Genomic DNA, 19,389 nt, shown 5'->3' with positions numbered 1-19,389 from the left:
TCCGCTGTTAGTTTTTTTGCCCGCCCTGCGGATTTTTATAATCAATTGTTTTAGTAAAAAAATTATTTTGCAAGAATTAATTGAATTATTTGGAAGCTTCGCGGGATCTTTCCCGGCCTGAATTTTCTGATTAAATAGCCAGCGGTGAGTAGTTGAGACATAACTTCGAATAATGCGGGACGCAGAGGTCGAAAGGAGAAACATACAGGTTTAAATATGAAAAAAGTCATTTTAGGTTTATTCATTGCTGCAGCTTTGGGATGCTCTGCATCTTCTTTCGCGGCATCCACCGGCGAAGGGCAAATTAACTTCACGGGTGAAATTATCGATTCCGCCTGTCAGGTGGTGAACGGTTTAAGCAGTCCGCTGAATGTTGCGCTGGGCAAAGTATCCAAAACAACATTTACCGGCGCAGGCTCTACCAGCACCTTAACGAAATTTGATATTCAGTTAAAAGACTGCCCGGAAACGGTCACGTCTGCAGCCATCAACTTCGGTGGTACGCCCGATGCGGATAATAATACCACGCTGGCCTTAACCCCGGGTGCGACAACTGCAACCGGCGTGGCGATTCAGCTGGTTGATTCATCCGAACAGCCCGTCAGTCTGTATACGCCTTCAAAGCAGTATCCTTTAACTCCTGGAACGACGGTAACTAATCTGGAGTTTGGCGCACGTTATATTCAGACTCAGGCTGCGATCACGGCCGGGCAGGCTAACTCAGCCTCTACTTTTACCGTTATTTATAACTGATACGTTTAATGAGGAGATATTCGCCTTCACGCAAAGGTTACTATCTCCTCTTTCTTTGAGACATATTTATGCGACACAGTTATTTATTAAGCGCGCTTTTACTGACCGCAGTAACAGCCCATGCAGGTGTGATCATTAATGGCACCCGACTGGTTTATCAGGGAGAGAAAAAAGAGTCTTCGATTGGGGTTTCCAATCCGGATGATATTAACTATCTGGTACAATCCTGGGTGGATACCGGTTTGAAAAAAGGCGGTAAAGCACCGTTTCTGATTACCCCGCCGCTGTTCCGTCTGAATGCTAAAGAAGATAACGTGCTGCGCGTGGTACGCACCGGCGGAAATATGCCGGAAGATCGCGAGTCGTTGTACTGGTTAAATATTAAAGCCATTCCTTCTTCAAGCCATGAAGAGGGCGTTAATACATTACAAATCGCCATTAATACCCGTATTAAATTGCTGTATCGCCCTACTTCGATTAAAGGCAAACCCGAAGCGGTGGCTGATAAACTGGAATGGCACCGCGAAGGCAACGATCTGGTGGTCAACAACCCTACTCCTTTTTATATGAATTTCCAGAGCGTAACGCTGAACGGCCAAAAAGTAACAAAAGCGACCTGGGCTGTGCCAAATACCGCTACCCGCTTTGCCCTTCCGTCAAATATGAGCGGTAACACCGTGAGCTGGTCGGTCATTAACGATTACGGAAGCATCAGTAAAACCTGGTCTGCATCCGTTCGTTAATACTCTATTCGACGCCTGGATAATCATGTACAGCACAACTAAGCCGCTATTACGTCGACTGCGTGAAATGCTGCCCACTTTTTGTGGGATAGCGGTGACATGCTGCGCGCTCCAGGCCCACGCTGATGATTATTTTAACCCTGCCCTGCTGGATATTGATAATCCAGAGCAGGCAAAGACCGATCTCTCTGTTTATGAAAAAGGTCCCGGTCAGGCGCCAGGCAAATATCAGGTAACGATGTTCGTCAATAACAATAAAATCGACACCCGTGACGTCCTTTTTACATTACAAAAAGATGCGCAGGGAGATGATTCCATGCAGCCCTGCCTGAGTCTGGATGAATTAACGCATCTGGGCATCAAAACAAAAGATTATCCAAAGCTGGCGGCAAAAGGGGAATGCGCGGATCTCAGCGCCATCCCTTCGGCCTCGGCGACTTTCCGCATCAAAAACCAGCAACTACTGCTGAGTATTCCCCAGTCGGCGCTGGGCCAGGTGCCTCGCGGCTACATCGATCCGAAAGAGTATGACGAAGGGATCACCGCGGGCATCCTGAACTATAGCGTTAACGCCAGCCAAAGCCGCGCCCGCCAGCAGGGGAAAGCGGACAACAGCAGCCAGTTTATTAATCTGCGCCCCGGCTTTAACGCCGGTGCCTGGCGCGTGCGTAATTACAGTACCTGGAACCACAATTCGGACGGGGGTCAGGACGACGGCAAGCTGACCCCGGTCTATACCTATGCCCAGCGCGATATCGTGGGGCTGAAGAGCGAATTGACCGTGGGGCAGAGCAGCACCCAGGCCGACGTTTTCGACAGCGTCTCTTACACTGGCGCACAGCTGGCTACCGAAAGCGACATGCTGCCGGACAGCGAGCGCGGTTATGCCCCGGTGGTACGCGGCACGGCGCACAGTAATGCCCAGGTGGTGGTTCGCCAGAATGGCTACGTTATCTATCAAAACACCGTGGCCCCCGGCGCGTTTGAGATTAACGATCTCTACCCCACCGGCAGCAGCGGCGATCTGAACGTCACGGTAAAAGAGACCGACGGCAGCGAGAGTCATTTCGTGGTGCCGTTTGCCTCCGTGCCGGTGCTGCAGCGGGAAAAACACCTGAAATACAGCGTCGCGGCAGGGCGTTACCGTTCATACGATAAAGAGGTTGAGAAGACCCCTTTCGCCCAGGGCAGCGCCATCTATGGCCTGTCACACGGGGTCACCCTTTACGGCGGTACGCAGCAGAGTTCGCATTACCACTCCGCCGCGCTCGGCGCAGGGAAAAACCTTGGCGACCTCGGCGCGTTCTCCTTAGACGTTACCCGCGCCAAAGCGTTACTGAAAAAGCGCAAAACCAGCAAAGGGCAATCCCTTCGTCTGCGCTATAGCAAAAATTTTACCGCGACCGGCACTAGCTTCTCGCTGGCGGGTTATCGCTACAACAGCAAAGGCTTTTACACCCTGCAGGACACTATGGAGTCCTGGACTCGTGCAAACGACTGGTCCGCTCCACAGCAGCGCCGCGCACGAGCGGAGGCCACCATCGACCAGACGCTGGGCGATAAGTGGGGTTCGGTGACGCTAAGCCTGGTGAAAGAGCGTTACTGGAGCCAGAGTCAGGATATGACCTCCCTGAGCGTGAGCTACAACAACAGCTGGCACGGCGTGAGCTATAGCCTGAGCTACAGCGTCAATAAAAACAGCGACGACACGGACGAGGACGGTAAATCCATCAGCGATGACCGACAAATCGGCCTCAACGTGTCGGTTCCGCTCGACCGCTGGCTGCCTGACACCTGGGCAAACTACAGCCTGAACAACGGTAAAGACGGCACCACCCACAATCTGGGCCTGAATGGTACCGCGCTGGAGGGAGACAAGCTGAGCTGGAACGTTCAGCAGGGACTGGACAGCGCCAATAACAACACTTCTACCAGTATGAATGCGGATTACAAAGGTACCTACGGTGAAATACGCGGGGGCGTCAGCCAGGACAGCCATCAGCACACCGTGAGCGCCGGGATCCAGGGCGGCATCGTCGCCCACTCTGACGGCGTCACCTTCGGTCAGACCCTGGGCGAAACCGTGGTGCTGATTAAAGCGCCGGGAACACACGGCACGCACGTTGCCAACCAGACGGGCGTGGAAACGGACTCTCGCGGCTATACGCTGGTGCCCTTTGTCACGCCGTGGCGTCACAACCCCATTTCACTGGACACGGAGACACTGCCAGACGATGCCGACGTCACGCACGCCTCGCAGACGGTAACACCATCACGCGGCGCGGTAGTTCGCGCCAGCTTCGATACTCGCGTGGGCAACCGCGTCTTAATGACCCTCGCCTGGAATGATAAACCGCTGCCCTTCGGCGCAACGGTTACCACGGAAGATAAGAGCAGTGAATTTATCGTCGGTAACGACGGCCTGGTGTATCTCACCGGACTGCCGCAGCACGGACGCCTTTTCGTTTCCTGGGGCAAGGAGGGGAGCGAGCATTGCGTCGCCGATTACGCCCTGATGCAAGAGAAGGATAACACCAACATTATTAATGCTGCGGCGCAGTGTCACTGATTAACACCGGACCGATCATGATGCAGATAGCAAAATCATTTTTCTTACTTTTAGTTCTGGCGACGGCAGCACTCTTTATGCCGCACGCAAAAGCTTCTTGCCAATCGCCGAGCCTGCCCGCGCTACTATCATTAACGTCGATTTCGGTCTCCACCAGCCTGCCCGTGGGTTCGACCATTCCGGGAACTGAACGCACCGTGCACATATCGGGAAACTGTTACTACGCGCCGGATGCGGGTCAGCCAATCATCGCGTGCTACAACGGCTTCGGCAAAGAGATCCCCGGGCTCCCTGGCGTCTATGAAACAGGCGTTGCTGGTATCGGTATCTCGCTAAAAAATGATAAAGGACAGCGCGTGACCGGCGCTGCGGACCAGATTTGTTCGGCGAACATGCCCGTAGGCCAGGTCTCCGGTACGATAAACAGTGACTCTACCATCCCCTTTAGCTTTGACGTGATGCTGGAACTGGTAAAAACCAGCGAAACCGTGGCTTCGGGCGCACTGACAATGAGCAATACGCAATTCAACCTTGCAGTGGGACGCGTTGAGGCCCTGGGTGACCCTAATACCCTCTCTTACTCAGGCAATGTTCAGGTAAAAGCAGTGACCTGTTCGGTGTCACCTAAATCCCTGACCGTCACGCTGGGTGATTTTCCGGTGAGCCGTTTTACCGGTCCGGGAACCCTGGTCTCACAGTCGGTATTCAATATCGGCATGCTCTGCGATCGGGATGTACAGCCGGAAATGATGATCACCAGCGCCAATGGCTATGAAACGAATTTTCCCGGCGTGATCAAATTAACGCCGGAAAGCGGCGTCGCCACCGGCGTGGGGGTGAAAATGCTCTTTGACGGTCAGATACCTGTTTTCGGGCAATATATGAATACCTTTACCGCCTATGCCAATGTCCAGTCGCAATATCCCTTCAGCGTCTCTTACGAACAAACCAGTTCGGAGGTGACGCCCGGAACGGCGAATGCCGTCGCAACCATTACGGTAGCCTACAAATGAAAACGTTATTAACCCTTTTACTGCTTGGTGTGGCCAGCCAGAGCCTGGCGGAAGAAATTCAACTCGATGTTCGCGGAAACATTTATGCCAACGCCTGCCAGGTGGACAGCGCCAGCCAGAACCTGACGGTCAATATGGGCAAAGCGAATACCAGCGATTTTAAGGATGTGGGCGATACCGGACAATGGAAATCATTCGACTTAACCCTGTCGAAATGCCCAACCACTTCCGTGCTGGCCACGGCCACCTTTCTCGGTCAACCAGACAGCCTTCATCCGACTAAATTCGCCAGCACCGGAACCGCGAAAGGACTGGCGCTGGAGCTTGCCGACCCGCAGGATCAGATCTCGCTTGCCCCGGACGCCAGCTTCAGCGTGCTGATCAACCAGAACAATCACACGGCGGATTTCCCGCTGGCCGCCCGCTATTACGCCACCTCATTGCCGGTCACGGCAGGAACGTTCAGCAGCGTGGTACAGGTGACCTTCATTTACCAGTAGGACTGCGCCCCTTAGCACGGATGCTTTTCTTGCGCCCGGCGGCTGGTTTTGCCGGGCGTTTTTTTACCTCGGGCACCTCTGGCTGTTCGATCGGGAAGATCGGCAGGGCGTTCAGGAGCCGTTGGCCGTAATTTTTGGTGAGCAGGCGTTTGTCATAAATCACCACCTCGCCCCAGCAGCCGTGGCTACGTATCAAGCGGCCGACCTGCTGAATCAGATTAAACGACGCCGCAGGTAAACTCTGCACCTCAAACGGATAGCGGTTGAGGCTTTTCAGCCACTCCCCCTCGGTAATCACCACCGGGCTGTCGATAGGCGGGAAGGCTATTTTATGGATATGCACCTGCGTCAGGTAATCGCCTTTCAAATCCAGACCTTCAGCAAACGACTGCAACCCCACCAGCACGCTGCGCTCGCCGCTATCAATACGCTTACGGTGGGTTTCCACCAGCCGGTAGCGCGGCTGATCCCCCTGCACCAGCAAGAGTAAACGCAGATCGGTGATGTGTTCGAGGAAGCGCTGCATCGCCCGCCCGCTGGCAAACAGCACCAGCATACCGGGGTACTTTTTACTCTCGACCTGCTCGCGGAAGTAGGCCGCCATTTCAGCGATGTGCTGCTCTTCGTTATCAATAAGCGGCTCGAATTTCATGCGCGGAATGACCAGCTTGCCCTGCTCGCAGTGGTTAAACGGCGAGTCCAGCGCCACAAAGCGGTCGCCCGCTTTCTCTTTTAGCCCGCTCATCTCCTGCAGCCTTGAAAAACTGTTCAGGGAGCGCAGCGTGGCAGAGGTGACAACCACATGCGGCACGCTGCGCCAGATCAGCTTTTCCAGCTGATCGGCCACGCGGATGCCCACGCAGTGGAAAAAGAGATGAACCTGCCCGTCCCGCACTTCGCGAGTGGCCCATTTGGTGACCGGCGCGCCGGACGCCTGCGCCATCGAGGCCAGCCGCCAGAGCTTGCTTTGCGCTTCGAACATCCCCAGCGCGCGGTTCATCTGCAGCAGAACGCGGTGCAGACGTACCACGTCATGCGAGCCGGTTTTCTCGCTGAGATCGTTTAAGAACATCTCCGCCAGCCCGCGCAGCTTTTCCAGATGCTTCGCCAGCTGCTGGCAAATCTCCATCACCTCTTCCGGCAGCTCACCCATCGCAAAGCGGTGTTCAGCTTCCTGGGTTGCCGGAAGATAAAGATTCAGGATGTTGTTCAGGGATGAAATGAGGCTATAGACCTCTTCACAGTGGTCGCTCAGCCGCTCCGGCACCGCCAGCGGCGGCGTGGTTTTCGGGCGGAACTGCTCCATGCAGGTCGCCACCAGCTTGCAGAAGAGATCCAGCTGCAGGCGGAACCAGGGCGCGGTGATTTCGGCGCTCATCTCCAGCGCGTCACGCGCCACGTCCGGCAGATGATGACCTTCATCAAGCACCAGCAGCAGGTTTTTCGGCTCCGGCAGCACCGCTTCGCTCTCCAGCGCCGCCATTACCAGGGCGTGGTTAGCCACCACCACTTCGGCTTCCTGAATTTCGCGCCGGGCGACAAAGAACGGGCATTCGCGGTAGTAGTGGCAGTTGCGGTTCAGGCAGCTGGCTTTGTCGGTGCTGAGCCTGCGCCACAGGTCATCGCTGATGGCCTGACTGGTGTGATCCCGCAGGCCGTCCCACTTATAGCCGTCGAGCTCGGCTTTGAGTTTTGCACACTGCTCCTGCTCGGCTTTATTGTTTGGCGTCAGCTCGTCATCCAGAAACGCGAGCAGATCCTGCTGATTCGGCTCGCTGCTGGCCAGCGCCGCCAGGTTACGCGGACACACGTAACGCCCGCGCCCAAAGGCTGCCGTAAACCGCAGGTCGGGGATAATTTTGCGCAGCAGGGGTAAATCCTTGCTGAAGATCTGGTCCTGCAGCGCCACGTTGGCGGTGCTGACCACCAGCGTTTTGTCCTCTTCCCGCGCAATCGCGATGCCGGGAATGAGATACGACAGGGTTTTCCCGACGCCGGTCGGGGCTTCAATCGCCAGATGTCGCCCGTCGTCCCCGGCGAGCGTTTTTGCCACGTCAGCAATCATCTGCCGCTGCGGCGCTCGGGGGATAAAATCGGGGATCTGCTGTTGTAGCGCCTTATACCATGCGCCAATTTGCGCCTTGAGCGCAGCGGTTAAAGCCATTGGAAAACCTGAAACACTGTATAAACAGCCACTATTGTGGCACTTTCTCTTCGCTGCCGCAAAAAGAAAAGCCCGGCTTTACGACCGGGCTTCCAGATTACTGCGGGTTAGCAGGCTTGCGCGGGCGACGTCGACGCTGCCCTTCTCCTGCCGGTTTCCCTTCGCCGCTGCGCCACGGGTTTTCACCCGCCGGTTTGCTGTCGTTGTTACGACGCGGCGGTTTGCCGGATGATTTCGGCGCACCGCCTTCGGCACGACGCGGCTGCTGACCGCGACCGCCGCCGCCCTGACCGCGTCCACCGCCGCCCTGACGACCGTTCTGAATCGGCTCGGCTTTGATCGACGGATCCACTTCGTAACCCGGGGTTTCGATGCGCGGGATCTCTTTCTTCAGCAGGCGCTCGATGTCGCGCAGCAGCTTGTGTTCGTCCACGCAGACCAGAGAGAGCGCTTCACCGGTTGCCGCCGCGCGGCCGGTACGGCCGATACGGTGAACGTAATCTTCCGGCACGTTCGGCAGCTCGTAGTTCACCACGTGCGGCAGCTCTTCAATGTCGAGACCACGGGCAGCGATGTCGGTGGCCACCAGCACGCGGATGTCGCCGGACTTGAAGTCCGCCAGCGCACGGGTCCGCGCGCCCTGGCTCTTGTTACCGTGGATCGCCGCACTGCGGATGCCGTCTTTGTTCAGCTGTTCAGCCAGGTGGTTGGCACCGTGCTTGGTGCGGGTAAAGACCAGCACCTGCTGCCAGTTACCCTGGCCTATCATCTGGGAGAGCAGTTCCCGCTTGCGCTTTTTATCCACAAAGTGAACGTGCTGCGTCACCTGCTCGGAGGCGGTGTTGCGGCGCGCCACTTCCACTTCCAGCGGGTTATGCAGCAGCTTTTCCGCCAGCGCCTTGATCTCGTCGGAGAAGGTCGCAGAGAAGAGCAGGTTCTGACGACGCGCGGGCAGCTTGGCCAGCACGCGACGAATATCATGGATGAAGCCCATGTCGAGCATGCGGTCGGCTTCGTCCAGCACCAGAATTTCAATGCTATCGAGCTTCACCGCGTTCTGGTGTTCGAGATCCAGCAGACGGCCCGGCGTTGCTATCAGCACGTCCACGCCGCCGCGCAGCTTCATCATCTGCGGGTTAATGCTGACGCCACCGAAAACCACCAGCGAGCGGATGTTGAGATAGCGGCTATAGTCACGCACGTTCTCACCAATCTGCGCCGCCAGCTCGCGGGTTGGGGTCAGGATCAGGGCGCGGACAGGACGACGGCCTTTGGCGTGCGGCTGATTTTTTACCAGCAGTTCCAGCAGCGGCAGGGTAAAGCCCGCGGTTTTGCCGGTACCGGTCTGGGCGCTCGCCATCAGGTCACGGCCCTGAAGAACGGCGGGGATCGCCTGCTGCTGGATTGGGGTTGGCTCAACGTAGCCCTGCTCTGCGATCGCGCGCAGAATTTCCGGGTTCAGGCCAAGGGAATCAAAAGACATAAAAACTCCGAACCGCCCCGACCATCACAGGTGTAGTTTTCAGGGAGATATAACGAATAGGGGAGGACAAAAACCACAATGTCGCGAAGGAGCGGAGTGTAGCAGCTTTTGTGACGTAGCGCATAAAATATCCCTCAGCGTTCCCTCGACGTTAGCGGCAATCAGGCATAATATTAATCAATCGATTGATTAATTCTTAATGCCGCCATGAATACGACACCCACAACAACCAAAGGTGAACAGGCCAAAAATCAGCTTATCGCCGCCGCGCTGGCGCAGTTTGGTGAGTACGGGCTGCATGCAACCACGCGCGATATTGCCGCGCTGGCCGGGCAGAACATTGCGGCGATTACCTACTATTTTGGCTCAAAAGAGGATTTATACCTCGCCTGCGCCGAGTGGATCGCCGATTTTATCGGCACGCAGTTTCACCCGCACGTTGAGGAAGCCACCGCGCTGCTCGGCCAGCCGTCGCCGGATCGCGCCGCCGTTCGCCAGCTTATTCTCAATGCCTGTCACGATATGATCCGCCTGCTGACGCACGACGATACGCTCAACCTGAGCAAGTTTATCTCCCGGGAGCAGCTCTCCCCGACCGTCGCCTACCAGCGGGTACACGATCGGGTGATTGAGCCAATGCACTCGCACCTGACCCGGCTGATCGCCGCCTATACCGGGCGGGACGCCAGTGATACCGAGACAGTTTTGCATACCCACGCCCTGCTGGGTGAAATCCTTGCCTTCCGTCTGGGCAGGGAAACCATCCTGTTACGCACCGGCTGGACACAATTTGATGAGGATAAAGTCGCGCAGATTAGCAAGGTGATCGCCTGTCACGTCGATCTGATCCTGCAAGGCTTAACGCAAAGGAGCCTGAAGTCATGAAAAAACCTGTCGCCATCATTCTGGTGGTTGTTGTTTTGCTTGCCGCCGGAGTCGGTGGATGGCTGTGGTATCAGAGCCATCAGGATAAAGGCCTGACGCTGTACGGTAACGTGGATATTCGTACGGTGAATATGAGCTTCCGCGTGGGCGGACGTCTCGCCTCGCTGAGCGTGGACGAAGGTGATGCCATTAAAAGCGGGCAGACGCTGGGGATGCTGGATAAAGCGCCCTATGAAAATGCGCTGCTGCAGGCCAAAGCGGGCGTGTCCGTCGCCCAGGCGCAGTATGACCTGATGCTGGCAGGCTATCGCGACGAAGAGATCGCCCAGGCCGCCGCAGCCGTTAAGCAGGCGCAAGCCGCCTATGACTACGCGCAGAACTTCTACGCGCGCCAGCAGGGGCTGTGGAAAAGCCGCACCATTTCCGCCAACGATCTGGAAAATGCACGCTCGTCCCGCGACCAGGCGCAGGCCACGCTGAAGTCCGCGCAGGATAAATTAAGCCAGTACCACACCGGTAACCGACCGCAGGACATCGCCCAGGCGAAGGCCAGCCTTGAACAGGCGCAGGCGCAGCTGGCCCAGGCAGAGCTGGATCTGCACGACACCACCTTAATCGCGCCGTCTGACGGCATGCTGATGACCCGCGCCGTGGAGCCGGGAAGCATGCTCAGCGCCGGCAGCACCGTCTTAACGCTCTCCCTGACCCGCCCGGTCTGGGTACGCGCCTACGTTGATGAGCCAAACCTCGGCCAGATGCAGCCGGGCCGCGAGCTGCTGCTCTATACCGACGGCCGCCCGGACAAGCCGTATCACGGCAAAGTGGGCTTTGTCTCCCCTACCGCCGAATTCACACCGAAAACCGTTGAAACACCGGACCTGCGTACCGACCTCGTGTATCGCCTGCGCATCATCGTGACCGATGCGGACGACGCGCTGCGTCAGGGCATGCCCGTCACCGTAAAAGTAGACAACGGGGAACGACATGAATGACGCGGTTATTCAGCTCAATAATCTGGTTAAACGCTTCGCGGGAATGGACAAACCGGCCGTCGCGCCGCTGAACTGCACTATCCAGAAAGGCTATGTGACCGGGCTGGTCGGCCCGGACGGCGCGGGGAAAACTACGCTGATGCGGATGCTGGCCGGGCTGCTGAAGCCGGATGAAGGATCGGCCCGCGTGCTCGGTCTTGACCCGATCGAGGATGACGGAGCCCTTCACGCCATGCTCGGCTATATGCCGCAGAAGTTTGGCCTGTACGAAGACCTGACGGTGATGGAAAACCTCAACCTGTACGCCGACCTGCGCAGCGTCACCGGCGAAACGCGGCAGAAAACCTTCGCGCGCCTGCTGGAGTTTACCTCCCTCGGCCCGTTCACCGACCGGCTGGCAGGCAAGCTCTCCGGCGGGATGAAGCAGAAGCTGGGGCTGGCATGCACGCTGGTCGGCGAGCCGAAAGTGCTGCTGCTGGACGAGCCCGGCGTCGGCGTAGATCCGATTTCGCGCCGCGAACTGTGGCAGATGGTGCACGAGCTGGCGGGCGACGGGATGCTGATCCTCTGGAGCACCTCCTACCTCGACGAAGCGGAACAGTGCCGGGACGTGCTGCTGATGAACGAAGGCGAACTGCTGTATCAGGGCGAGCCGACGACGCTGACGCAGAGCATGGCCGGGCGCAGCTTCCTGCTGCACAGCCCGCAGGAGTCCAACCGCAGGCTGCTGCAGCGGGTGCTCAGGCTGCCGCAGGTCAGCGACGGGATGATTCAGGGCCGCTCGGTACGGGTGATCCTCAAAAAAGAGACCACAGTCGACGATATTCGCCATGCGCCCGGCATGCCGACGATAGAGATGGAAGAGACCGCGCCGCGCTTTGAGGACGCGTTTATCGACCTGCTGGGCGGCGCGGGCACGTCAGAATCGCCGCTTGGGGCGATTCTGCACACGGTGGAAGGCACGCCGGGCGAAACGGTGATCGAAGCCAAATCCCTCACCAAAAAGTTCGGGGATTTCGCCGCCACCGATAACGTGAATTTTGCCGTGAAGCGCGGCGAGATTTTTGGTCTGCTCGGGCCGAACGGTGCGGGAAAATCGACCACATTTAAGATGATGTGCGGCCTGCTGGTGCCGACGTCCGGCAAGGCGCTGGTGCTGGACATGGACCTGAAGGTCAGCTCCGGCAAGGCGCGCCAGCACCTGGGCTACATGGCGCAGAAGTTCTCCCTGTATGGCAACCTGACGGTCGAGCAGAATCTGCGCTTTTTCTCCGGCGTGTATGGCCTACGCGGGCGGGCGCAGAACGACAAAATCCGCCGCATGAGCGATGCCTTCGGGTTAACGAACATTGCTTCACACGCCACCGACGAGCTGCCGCTCGGCTTTAAACAGCGGCTGGCGCTGGCCTGCTCGCTGATGCACGAGCCGGATATTCTGTTTCTGGATGAACCCACGTCTGGCGTTGATCCCATTACCCGCCGCGAGTTCTGGCTGCATATCAACAGCATGGTGGAAAAAGGGGTGACCGTGATGGTGACCACCCACTTCATGGACGAGGCGGAGTACTGCGACCGCATCGGGCTGGTGTATCGCGGCAAGCTGATTGCCCACGGCACCCCGGACGACCTGAAAAACCAGGCCGCCGATGATGAAGTTCCGGACCCGACCATGGAGCAGGCGTTTATCACCCTCATCCACGACTGGGATAAGGAGAATGCCCATGCGCAGTAATGCCATTTCCTGGCGCAGGGTGCGCGCGCTGTGCATTAAAGAGACGCGGCAGATCGTGCGTGACCCCAGCAGCTGGCTGATTGCGGTGGTGATCCCCCTGCTGCTGCTGTTTATCTTTGGCTACGGCATTAACCTGGACTCCAGCAAGCTGCGGGTCGGGATTTTGCTGGAGCAGCAGAGTGAAGATGCGCTGGACTTTACTCACGCCATGACCGGATCGCCCTACATTGACGCCACCATCAGCGATAACAGGCAGGAGTTGATCCAGAAAATGCAGGCCGGGAAAATTCGCGGCCTGATCGTCATTCCGGTGGATTTTGCCGCCAACATGGCGCGGGCAAATACCGATGCGCCGATCCAGGTGATTACCGACGGCAGCGAGCCAAACACCGCGAACTTCGTGCAGGGCTACGCGGAGGGGATCTGGCAGCTGTGGCAGATGCAGCGGGCGGAAGATCGGGGTGAAGAATTTAAACCGCTGATCGACGTACAGACCCGCTACTGGTTTAACCCCGCTGCCATCAGCCAGCACTTTATTATTCCGGGCGCGGTGACGATTATCATGACGGTGATTGGCGCGATCCTGACCTCGCTGGTGATCGCCCGCGAGTGGGAGCGCGGCACCATGGAGGCGCTGCTTTCAACCGAAGTGACGCGCGTCGAGCTGCTGCTGTGCAAGCTCATTCCCTACTACTTCCTCGGCATGCTGGCAATGTTGCTCTGTATGCTGGTGTCAGTCTTTATCCTCGGCGTGCCGTATCGCGGCTCGCTGGTGGTGCTGTTTTTTATCACCAGCCTGTTTTTACTCAGTACGCTGGGCATGGGGCTGCTCATCTCCACCATCACCCGCAACCAGTTCAACGCCGCGCAGGTGGCCCTCAATGCCGCCTTTTTACCGTCGATTATGCTGTCCGGGTTTATCTTCCAGATTGACAGTATGCCTGCGGTGATCCGCGCCGTGACCTACATCATCCCGGCACGCTACTTTGTGAGCACGCTGCAAAGCCTGTTCCTGGCGGGGAATATTCCGGTGGTGCTGATCGTCAACACGCTGTTTTTAATGGCGTCAGCGGCGATGTTTATTGGGTTGACGTGGATGAAAACCAAACGGCGACTGGATTAAGGAGCGAACATGTTTCACCGATTATGGACGTTGATACGCAAAGAGCTGCAATCCCTGCTGCGCGAGCCGCAAACCCGCGCCATTCTGGTCTTGCCGGTACTGATCCAGGTTTTACTGTTCCCGTTTGCCGCCACCCTTGAGGTGACCAACGCCACCATTGCCATTTACAACGAAGATAACGGCAAACATTCCGTCGAGCTGACGCAGCGCTTTGCCCGTGCGAAAGCCTTTACCCACATCCTGCTGCTGAAAAGCCCGCAGGAGATCCCGCCCACCATCGACACGCAAAAAGCGCTACTGCTGGTGCGGTTCCCGGCGGATTTCTCCCGCAATCTGGATACCTTCCAGACCGCGCCGATGCAGCTGATCCTCGACGGGCGTAACTCCAACAGCGCCCAGATTGCCGCCAACTACCTGCAGCAGGTGGTGAAGGATTACCAGCAGGAGCTGATGGAGGGCAAACCGAAGCCCAACAACAGCGAGCTGGTGGTGCGTAACTGGTACAACCCGAACCTGGACTACAAGTGGTTCGTGGTGCCGTCGCTGATCGCCATGATTACCACTATTGGGGTGATGATCGTGACTTCCCTTTCCGTCGCCCGCGAGCGCGAACAGGGCACGCTGGACCAGCTGCTGGTCTCCCCGCTCGCCACCTGGCAAATTTTCGTCGGCAAAGCGGTCCCGGCACTGATCGTCGCGACGTTCCAGGCCACCATCGTGCTGGGGGTGGGAATTTGGGCCTATCAGATCCCGTTCGCCGGTTCGCTGGCGCTGTTTTACTTCACTATGGTGATTTACGGGCTGTCGCTGGTGGGGTTTGGACTGCTGATCTCGGCGCTCTGCTCGACGCAGCAGCAGGCGTTTATCGGGGTGTTCGTCTTTATGATGCCCGCGATTTTGCTCTCGGGTTATGTTTCACCCGTCGAGAACATGCCGGTGTGGCTACAGGATCTGACGTGGGTAAACCCGATTCGGCACTTTACGGACATCACCAAGCAAATCTATCTGAAGGATGCGAGTCTGGATATTGTCTGGGGAAGTTTGTGGCCGCTACTGGTCATAGCGGCCACGACGGGCTCAGTGGCGTACGCGATGTTTAGACGCAACATTGCGTAGCTTTTTCTCTTTGGTCAGCAGCGAGACCACCGCAGGCCCAGCGAGGATAGCCAGACCCGCCAGGGCCAGCAGCAGGTTGTTTTGCAGCACGCGCGACAGCAGCCAAAGCACGATCATCGCCGCGCCAAAATACCAGGTGGTGGTGAGCTCTTCGAGCACATCACCCACCTCGCGCCAGCGCGCTTCATGGTGGCGCTGTAGGAACAGCATCGACAGCACGGTGACGCCATAAAGGACGCATAGCCCCAGGCCAACACGCACCAGCGTGCCGCTCATCCAGCCCATCACCAGTACGGCCACGACCAGTAAATGCAACATTATCTGCCAGCAACTCAGGCCAGTTGCGACACGAACACGTTGTTGCCACTTCATGGCTTCTCTCCTGAAGGATTTTTCTCTGCTTAATCAGACTACCGCACTTTACGGAAAATTCCGTAACGCCGCATCTTTTTGTGACGACGACTACACTTTATTTTCATTGGGATAGTCACTCAGGAAGGAGCTTATGACTCAAAAAATGCAGCATTTCTCGCTTAAGGTGCTGACGATAAACATTCATAAGGGCTTCACAGCATTTAATCGCCGCTTCATTTTACCGGAGCTGCGCGACGCGGTACGCACAGTCAGCGCGGATATTGTCTGCCTGCAGGAGGTGATGGGCGCACACGAAGTGCATCCGCTCCACTTTGAGAACTGGCCCGACACCCCGCACTATGAATTTCTGGCCGACACCATGTGGAGTGATTACGCCTACGGCCGCAACGCGGTCTATCCGGAAGGACATCACGGAAACGCGGTACTGTCCCGTTACCCCATTGAACATTACGAAAACCGCGACGTTTCCGTCGGGGAAAGCGAAAAACGCGGCCTGCTTTACTGTCGCATTACGCCGCCAGACCTCGAGCGACCTGTCCATGTCGGCTGTGTTCACCTGGGCCTTCGCGAAGCCCATCGTCAGGCGCAGCTGAAAATGCTGGCCGAATGGGCCAACGCGCTTCCCGAAGGTGAACCGGTGGTGGTGGCGGGCGATTTCAACGACTGGCGACAGCGGGCAAACCATCCGCTGAAGGTGGATGCCGGGCTGGAAGAGATTTTTACTCGCGCCAACGGCAGGCCTGCGCGTACCTTCCCGGTCCGTTTCCCGCTGCTTCGGCTTGACCGCATCTACGTGAAAAATGCCCACGCCAGCAGCCCGACCGCCCTGGCGCTCCTTAACTGGCGACATCTTTCCGACCACGCCCCGCTCAGCGCGGAGATCCACCTATGAAATGTTCCTGGCAGGAAGGCAACCGGATCACGCTGCTGGTCAACGGGGACGAGTATTATCCGGCCGTATTTAAAGCGATTGACCATGCACAGCAGAAGGTGATCCTCGAAACCTTTATCTGGTTCGAAGACGACGTGGGCAAGCAGTTGCATAGCGTGCTGCTGCGCGTCGCCCGGCGCGGCGTCAAAATTGAAGTGCTGCTTGATGGCTATGGCTCGCCGGATCTCAGCGATGCGTTTGTGAATGAATTGACCTCCGCGGGCGTGGTGTTTCGCTACTACGATCCCGGCCCTCGCCTGTTCGGCATGCGGACCAACCTTTTCCGCCGGATGCACCGCAAAATTGTGGTGGTGGATGAGACGGTGGCGTTTGTCGGCGGCATTAACTACTCCGCTGAGCATATGTCCGACTACGGCCCGGAGGCGAAGCAGGACTACGCCATTCGCATTGAAGGCCCGGTGGTGCAGGACATCTTACTGTTTGAGCTGGAGAACCTGCCGGGTAAAGAGGCCGTTCGCCGCTGGTGGAGACGCCGCCATCGCCCGGAAGAGAACCGGAAGCCCGGCGAAGCGCAGGCCCTTTTCGTCTGGCGGGATAACGGCGAGCACCGGGACGACATAGAACGTCATTATCTCAAGATGCTCGCCAACGCGAAGCGCGAAGTGATTATTGCTAACGCCTACTTTTTCCCGGGCTATCGTCTGCTGCACGCCATGCGCAATGCGGCCCGACGCGGGGTACGCGTGAAGCTAATTGTGCAGGGCGAGCCGGATATGCCGATTGTCAAAGTGGGCGCACGCCTGCTGTATAACTACCTGGTGAAGGGCGGCGTACAGATCTACGAATATCGCCGCCGACCGCTGCACGGCAAAGTGGCGCTGATGGACGATCACTGGGCCACCGTGGGTTCGAGTAATCTCGATCCGCTGAGCTTATCGCTCAATCTCGAGGCTAATCTGATCATTCACGATCGCCAGTTTAACCAGACCCTGCGGGATAACCTGCAGGCGCTAATCGTTAACGACAGCGTGCGCGTGGACGAGTCCATGGTCCCCAAACGTACCTGGTGGAACCTGGGCATCAGCGTGGTGGTGTTCCACTTCCTGCGCCATTTCCCGGCGATGGTCGGCTGGCTTCCGGCGCATACGCCTAAGCTGGCGCAGGTGGACCCGCCGGTACAACCGGAAATGGAAACCCAGGACCGTATTGAAGCGGAAGATGGAGGCAAACCCTGATGTCGAAATCGCATCCGCGCTGGCGGCTGGCAAAAAAGATCCTGACCTGGCTGTTTTTTATTGCGGTCGCGGTTCTGCTGGTGGTCTACGCGCAGAAAGTTGACTGGGAAGAGGTGTGGAAAGTCATCCGCAACTATAACCGGATGGTGCTGCTGGGCGCTGTGGGGCTGGTTATTGTCAGCTACCTGATGTACGGCTGCTATGACCTGCTGGGCCGCGCTTACTGCGGCCACAAGCTGGCCAAACGTCAGGTTATGCTGGTGTCGTTTATCTGCTACGCCTTTAACCTGACGCTGAGCACCTGGGTCGGCGGCATTGGCATGCGCTATCGCCTTTACTCGCGGCTCGGACTGCCGGGCGGGACCATCACGCGCATTTTCTCGTTAAGCATCACCACCAACTGGCTGGGCTATATTCTGCTCGGCGGGGTGATCTTCACCATCGGCGTGGTGCAACTGCCCGCGCACTGGTATATCGATGAGGCGACGCTGCGCATTCTGGGCATCGTGCTGCTACTGATTATCGCCGTTTATCTGTGGGCCTGCGCGTTTGCCAGACGCCGCCATATGACCATCAAGGGGCAAAAGCTGGTTCTGCCCTCGTGGAAGTTTGCGGTGCTGCAGATGGCGGTCTCCAGCGCCAACTGGATGGCAATGGGGGCCATTATCTGGCTGCTGATTGGCGAGGACGTGAACTACTTCTTCGTGCTGGGCGTGCTGCTGGTGAGCAGTATTGCGGGCGTAATTGTGCATATTCCTGCCGGGATCGGCGTGCTGGAGGCGGTATTTATCGCGTTGCTGGCCGGGGAGCATGTCTCTCAGGGAACGATTATCGCCGCCCTGCTGGCGTACCGCATGCTGTATTATTTCCTGCCGCTGGCGCTGGCAACGGTCTGTTATCTGGTGCTGGAGAGTCGGGCGAAGAAGCTGAGAGCGAAGAACGAGAAGGCGTTGGCGAAATAAAAGCAAAACGGCAACCTTGTTGCCGTTTTTGATGTTTGTTCCCTCTCCCGTGGGAGAGGGTCAGGGTGAGGGCACCAGACCACACCGCCACCCGGCAAAACAACCTTAACGACGGTTGCCTAAAATTCGCAGCAGCATCAGGAACAGGTTGATGAAGTCCAGATACAGCGTCAGCGCGCCCAGAATGGAGTATTTGCGCAGGTTGGAACTGTCGCGCACGTCGATCTGCTCACCGATGTTTTTCAGCTTCTGGGTGTCATAGGCCGTTAACCCCACGAAGAGCACCACCCCGATATAGGTCACAGCCCACATCAGCGCGTCGCTCTTCAGCCACAGGTTCACCAGCGACGCCAGCACAATCCCGATCAGCCCCATAAACAGCATGCTGCCGAAGCCGCTCAGATCGCGCTTCGTGGTGTAACCGTACAGGCTCATCGCACCAAACATCCCGCCGGTCACCACGAAGGTGCTGGCGATGGATGAATAGGTGTAAACGATGAAAATGCTGGAAAGCGTCAGGCCCGTTAGCGCCGAATAGAGCATAAACAGGGTCGTTGCCATGCCGGCACTCAGCTTGTGCACCAGACCAGAAAGCACAAACACCAGCGCCAGCTGCGCAATAATCAGCCCAAAGAAGGTGATTTTGCTGGAGAAGATAAACATCATCAGCTCCGGCGTGTTCGCTGCATACCACGCGATAAACGCGGTAAGCAGCAGGCCAACCGTCATCCAGCCGTACACCTGAGCCATATACGTCTGCAGGCCGCTACGGGTCTGCTGTACTATTGAATCGGAACGCGGAAATCGGTCCATGATTCACTCCTGATTAAGATTAAGTAGACACACTCGTTA

Annotated in this window: 17 protein-coding genes; 13 read left to right on the top strand and 4 right to left on the bottom strand. The window is 57.4% G+C overall.

The features are described from left to right. The first annotated feature begins 216 nt into the window (after positions 1–216). The 5 genes from ACMWLG_RS00200 to ACMWLG_RS00180 all read left to right on the top strand — a co-directional run bounded on the left by ACMWLG_RS00200 (position 217) and on the right by ACMWLG_RS00180 (position 5,578). Positions 217–753: a fimbrial protein gene (locus tag ACMWLG_RS00200; protein WP_023310872.1), complete on the top strand. Its 537-nt coding sequence runs from the start codon at positions 217–219 to the stop codon at positions 751–753. 68 nt (positions 754–821) lie between these two features. After that, positions 822–1,496, top strand: coding sequence for a molecular chaperone (locus ACMWLG_RS00195; protein WP_045403762.1), 675 nt, complete (start codon positions 822–824; stop codon positions 1,494–1,496). 25 nt (positions 1,497–1,521) lie between these two features. Next, positions 1,522–4,065, top strand: coding sequence for a fimbria/pilus outer membrane usher protein (locus ACMWLG_RS00190; RefSeq protein WP_080298631.1), 2,544 nt, complete (start codon positions 1,522–1,524; stop codon positions 4,063–4,065). Positions 4,066–4,085: 20 nt separating this feature from the next. Then, entirely contained in the window at positions 4,086–5,078 is a 993-nt protein-coding gene (locus ACMWLG_RS00185) for a fimbrial protein (RefSeq protein WP_045403826.1), read from the top strand. Further along, positions 5,075–5,578, top strand: coding sequence for a fimbrial protein (locus ACMWLG_RS00180; protein WP_045403764.1), 504 nt, complete (start codon positions 5,075–5,077; stop codon positions 5,576–5,578). Before ACMWLG_RS00185 ends, ACMWLG_RS00180 begins: the two co-directional genes overlap by 4 nt. On the opposite strand, the gene dinG is transcribed toward ACMWLG_RS00180, so the two are convergent. Together dinG and rhlE are read right to left on the bottom strand one after the other, a co-directional pair. Beyond that, complete coding sequence (dinG, locus tag ACMWLG_RS00175; RefSeq protein ID WP_045403767.1) at positions 5,565–7,742, bottom strand: ATP-dependent DNA helicase DinG; 2,178 nt, start codon at positions 7,740–7,742, stop codon at positions 5,565–5,567. The genes ACMWLG_RS00180 and dinG overlap by 14 nt on opposite strands. 97 nt (positions 7,743–7,839) lie before the next feature. Continuing rightward, positions 7,840–9,225: an ATP-dependent RNA helicase RhlE gene (gene rhlE / locus ACMWLG_RS00170; RefSeq protein WP_023334986.1), complete on the bottom strand. Its 1,386-nt coding sequence runs from the start codon at positions 9,223–9,225 to the stop codon at positions 7,840–7,842. A gap of 207 nt (positions 9,226–9,432) precedes the next feature. Between rhlE and cecR the strand changes: the two genes are divergently transcribed. The 5 genes from cecR to ACMWLG_RS00145 are packed head-to-tail and all read left to right on the top strand — an operon-like array spanning position 9,433 to position 15,073. Further along, positions 9,433–10,110, top strand: coding sequence for a transcriptional regulator CecR (cecR, locus tag ACMWLG_RS00165; RefSeq protein ID WP_045403768.1), 678 nt, complete (start codon positions 9,433–9,435; stop codon positions 10,108–10,110). Beyond that, a complete protein-coding gene (gene hlyD, locus ACMWLG_RS00160) occupies positions 10,107–11,102 on the top strand; it encodes a secretion protein HlyD (RefSeq protein WP_045355736.1) in 996 nt (331 codons plus the stop codon). Before cecR ends, hlyD begins: the two co-directional genes overlap by 4 nt. Next, positions 11,095–12,834, top strand: a complete 1,740-nt coding sequence (locus tag ACMWLG_RS00155) for an ATP-binding cassette domain-containing protein (protein ID WP_045403770.1) — start codon at positions 11,095–11,097, stop codon at positions 12,832–12,834. Before hlyD ends, ACMWLG_RS00155 begins: the two co-directional genes overlap by 8 nt. Continuing rightward, positions 12,824–13,957, top strand: a complete 1,134-nt coding sequence (locus ACMWLG_RS00150) for an ABC transporter permease (RefSeq protein WP_023310861.1) — start codon at positions 12,824–12,826, stop codon at positions 13,955–13,957. Before ACMWLG_RS00155 ends, ACMWLG_RS00150 begins: the two co-directional genes overlap by 11 nt. Positions 13,958–13,966: 9 nt before the next feature. Then, a complete protein-coding gene (locus ACMWLG_RS00145; RefSeq protein ID WP_045403772.1) occupies positions 13,967–15,073 on the top strand; it encodes an ABC transporter permease in 1,107 nt (368 codons plus the stop codon). Here ACMWLG_RS00145 and ACMWLG_RS00140 read toward each other — a convergent pair. Further along, the gene (locus ACMWLG_RS00140) at positions 15,035–15,445 is read right to left on the bottom strand and encodes a YbhQ family protein (RefSeq protein WP_014883088.1); all 411 of its coding nucleotides are present in this window, start codon (positions 15,443–15,445) and stop codon (positions 15,035–15,037) included. The genes ACMWLG_RS00145 and ACMWLG_RS00140 overlap by 39 nt on opposite strands. A 133-nt stretch (positions 15,446–15,578) precedes the next feature. On the opposite strand from ACMWLG_RS00140, the gene ACMWLG_RS00135 reads away from it, so the two are divergent. From ACMWLG_RS00135 to ACMWLG_RS00125, 3 genes are read left to right on the top strand one after another with little or no spacing between them, the layout of a single operon-like run. Continuing rightward, positions 15,579–16,340 carry an endonuclease/exonuclease/phosphatase family protein gene (locus ACMWLG_RS00135; protein WP_023334979.1) on the top strand — a complete coding sequence of 254 codons (762 nt, stop codon included), beginning with the start codon at positions 15,579–15,581 and terminating at the stop codon, positions 16,338–16,340. Continuing rightward, a complete protein-coding gene (clsB, locus tag ACMWLG_RS00130) occupies positions 16,337–17,575 on the top strand; it encodes a cardiolipin synthase ClsB (protein WP_045403774.1) in 1,239 nt (412 codons plus the stop codon). Before ACMWLG_RS00135 ends, clsB begins: the two co-directional genes overlap by 4 nt. Then, positions 17,575–18,537: a lysylphosphatidylglycerol synthase transmembrane domain-containing protein gene (locus tag ACMWLG_RS00125; protein ID WP_033144983.1), complete on the top strand. Its 963-nt coding sequence runs from the start codon at positions 17,575–17,577 to the stop codon at positions 18,535–18,537. The genes clsB and ACMWLG_RS00125 overlap by 1 nt, the downstream gene beginning before the upstream one ends. Before the next feature lie 105 nt (positions 18,538–18,642). On the opposite strand, the gene ACMWLG_RS00120 is transcribed toward ACMWLG_RS00125, so the two are convergent. Next, a complete protein-coding gene (locus tag ACMWLG_RS00120; RefSeq protein WP_008501145.1) occupies positions 18,643–19,350 on the bottom strand; it encodes a Bax inhibitor-1 family protein in 708 nt (235 codons plus the stop codon). Between the last annotated feature and the right edge of the window lie 39 nt (positions 19,351–19,389).

Source organism: Enterobacter sp. 01-M-02-SI-ECC (genome assembly GCF_047530595.1).
GTDB classification, from domain to species: domain Bacteria; phylum Pseudomonadota; class Gammaproteobacteria; order Enterobacterales; family Enterobacteriaceae; genus Enterobacter; species Enterobacter cloacae_M.
The sequence above is the reverse complement of the archived record's forward strand: the minus strand, read 5'-3'. Positions and strand labels throughout refer to the sequence as shown.

Coding starts and splice junctions, on each gene's coding strand:
- ACMWLG_RS00200 (WP_023310872.1), top strand. CDS start 217: ATGAAAAAAGTCATTTTAGGTTTATTCATTGCTGCAGCTTTGGGATGC.
- ACMWLG_RS00195 (WP_045403762.1), top strand. CDS start 822: ATGCGACACAGTTATTTATTAAGCGCGCTTTTACTGACCGCAGTAACA.
- ACMWLG_RS00190 (WP_080298631.1), top strand. CDS start 1,522: ATGTACAGCACAACTAAGCCGCTATTACGTCGACTGCGTGAAATGCTG.
- ACMWLG_RS00185 (WP_045403826.1), top strand. CDS start 4,086: ATGCAGATAGCAAAATCATTTTTCTTACTTTTAGTTCTGGCGACGGCA.
- ACMWLG_RS00180 (WP_045403764.1), top strand. CDS start 5,075: ATGAAAACGTTATTAACCCTTTTACTGCTTGGTGTGGCCAGCCAGAGC.
- dinG (WP_045403767.1), bottom strand. CDS start 7,742: ATGGCTTTAACCGCTGCGCTCAAGGCGCAAATTGGCGCATGGTATAAG.
- rhlE (WP_023334986.1), bottom strand. CDS start 9,225: ATGTCTTTTGATTCCCTTGGCCTGAACCCGGAAATTCTGCGCGCGATC.
- cecR (WP_045403768.1), top strand. CDS start 9,433: ATGAATACGACACCCACAACAACCAAAGGTGAACAGGCCAAAAATCAG.
- hlyD (WP_045355736.1), top strand. CDS start 10,107: ATGAAAAAACCTGTCGCCATCATTCTGGTGGTTGTTGTTTTGCTTGCC.
- ACMWLG_RS00155 (WP_045403770.1), top strand. CDS start 11,095: ATGAATGACGCGGTTATTCAGCTCAATAATCTGGTTAAACGCTTCGCG.
- ACMWLG_RS00150 (WP_023310861.1), top strand. CDS start 12,824: ATGCGCAGTAATGCCATTTCCTGGCGCAGGGTGCGCGCGCTGTGCATT.
- ACMWLG_RS00145 (WP_045403772.1), top strand. CDS start 13,967: ATGTTTCACCGATTATGGACGTTGATACGCAAAGAGCTGCAATCCCTG.
- ACMWLG_RS00140 (WP_014883088.1), bottom strand. CDS start 15,445: ATGAAGTGGCAACAACGTGTTCGTGTCGCAACTGGCCTGAGTTGCTGG.
- ACMWLG_RS00135 (WP_023334979.1), top strand. CDS start 15,579: ATGACTCAAAAAATGCAGCATTTCTCGCTTAAGGTGCTGACGATAAAC.
- clsB (WP_045403774.1), top strand. CDS start 16,337: ATGAAATGTTCCTGGCAGGAAGGCAACCGGATCACGCTGCTGGTCAAC.
- ACMWLG_RS00125 (WP_033144983.1), top strand. CDS start 17,575: ATGTCGAAATCGCATCCGCGCTGGCGGCTGGCAAAAAAGATCCTGACC.
- ACMWLG_RS00120 (WP_008501145.1), bottom strand. CDS start 19,350: ATGGACCGATTTCCGCGTTCCGATTCAATAGTACAGCAGACCCGTAGC.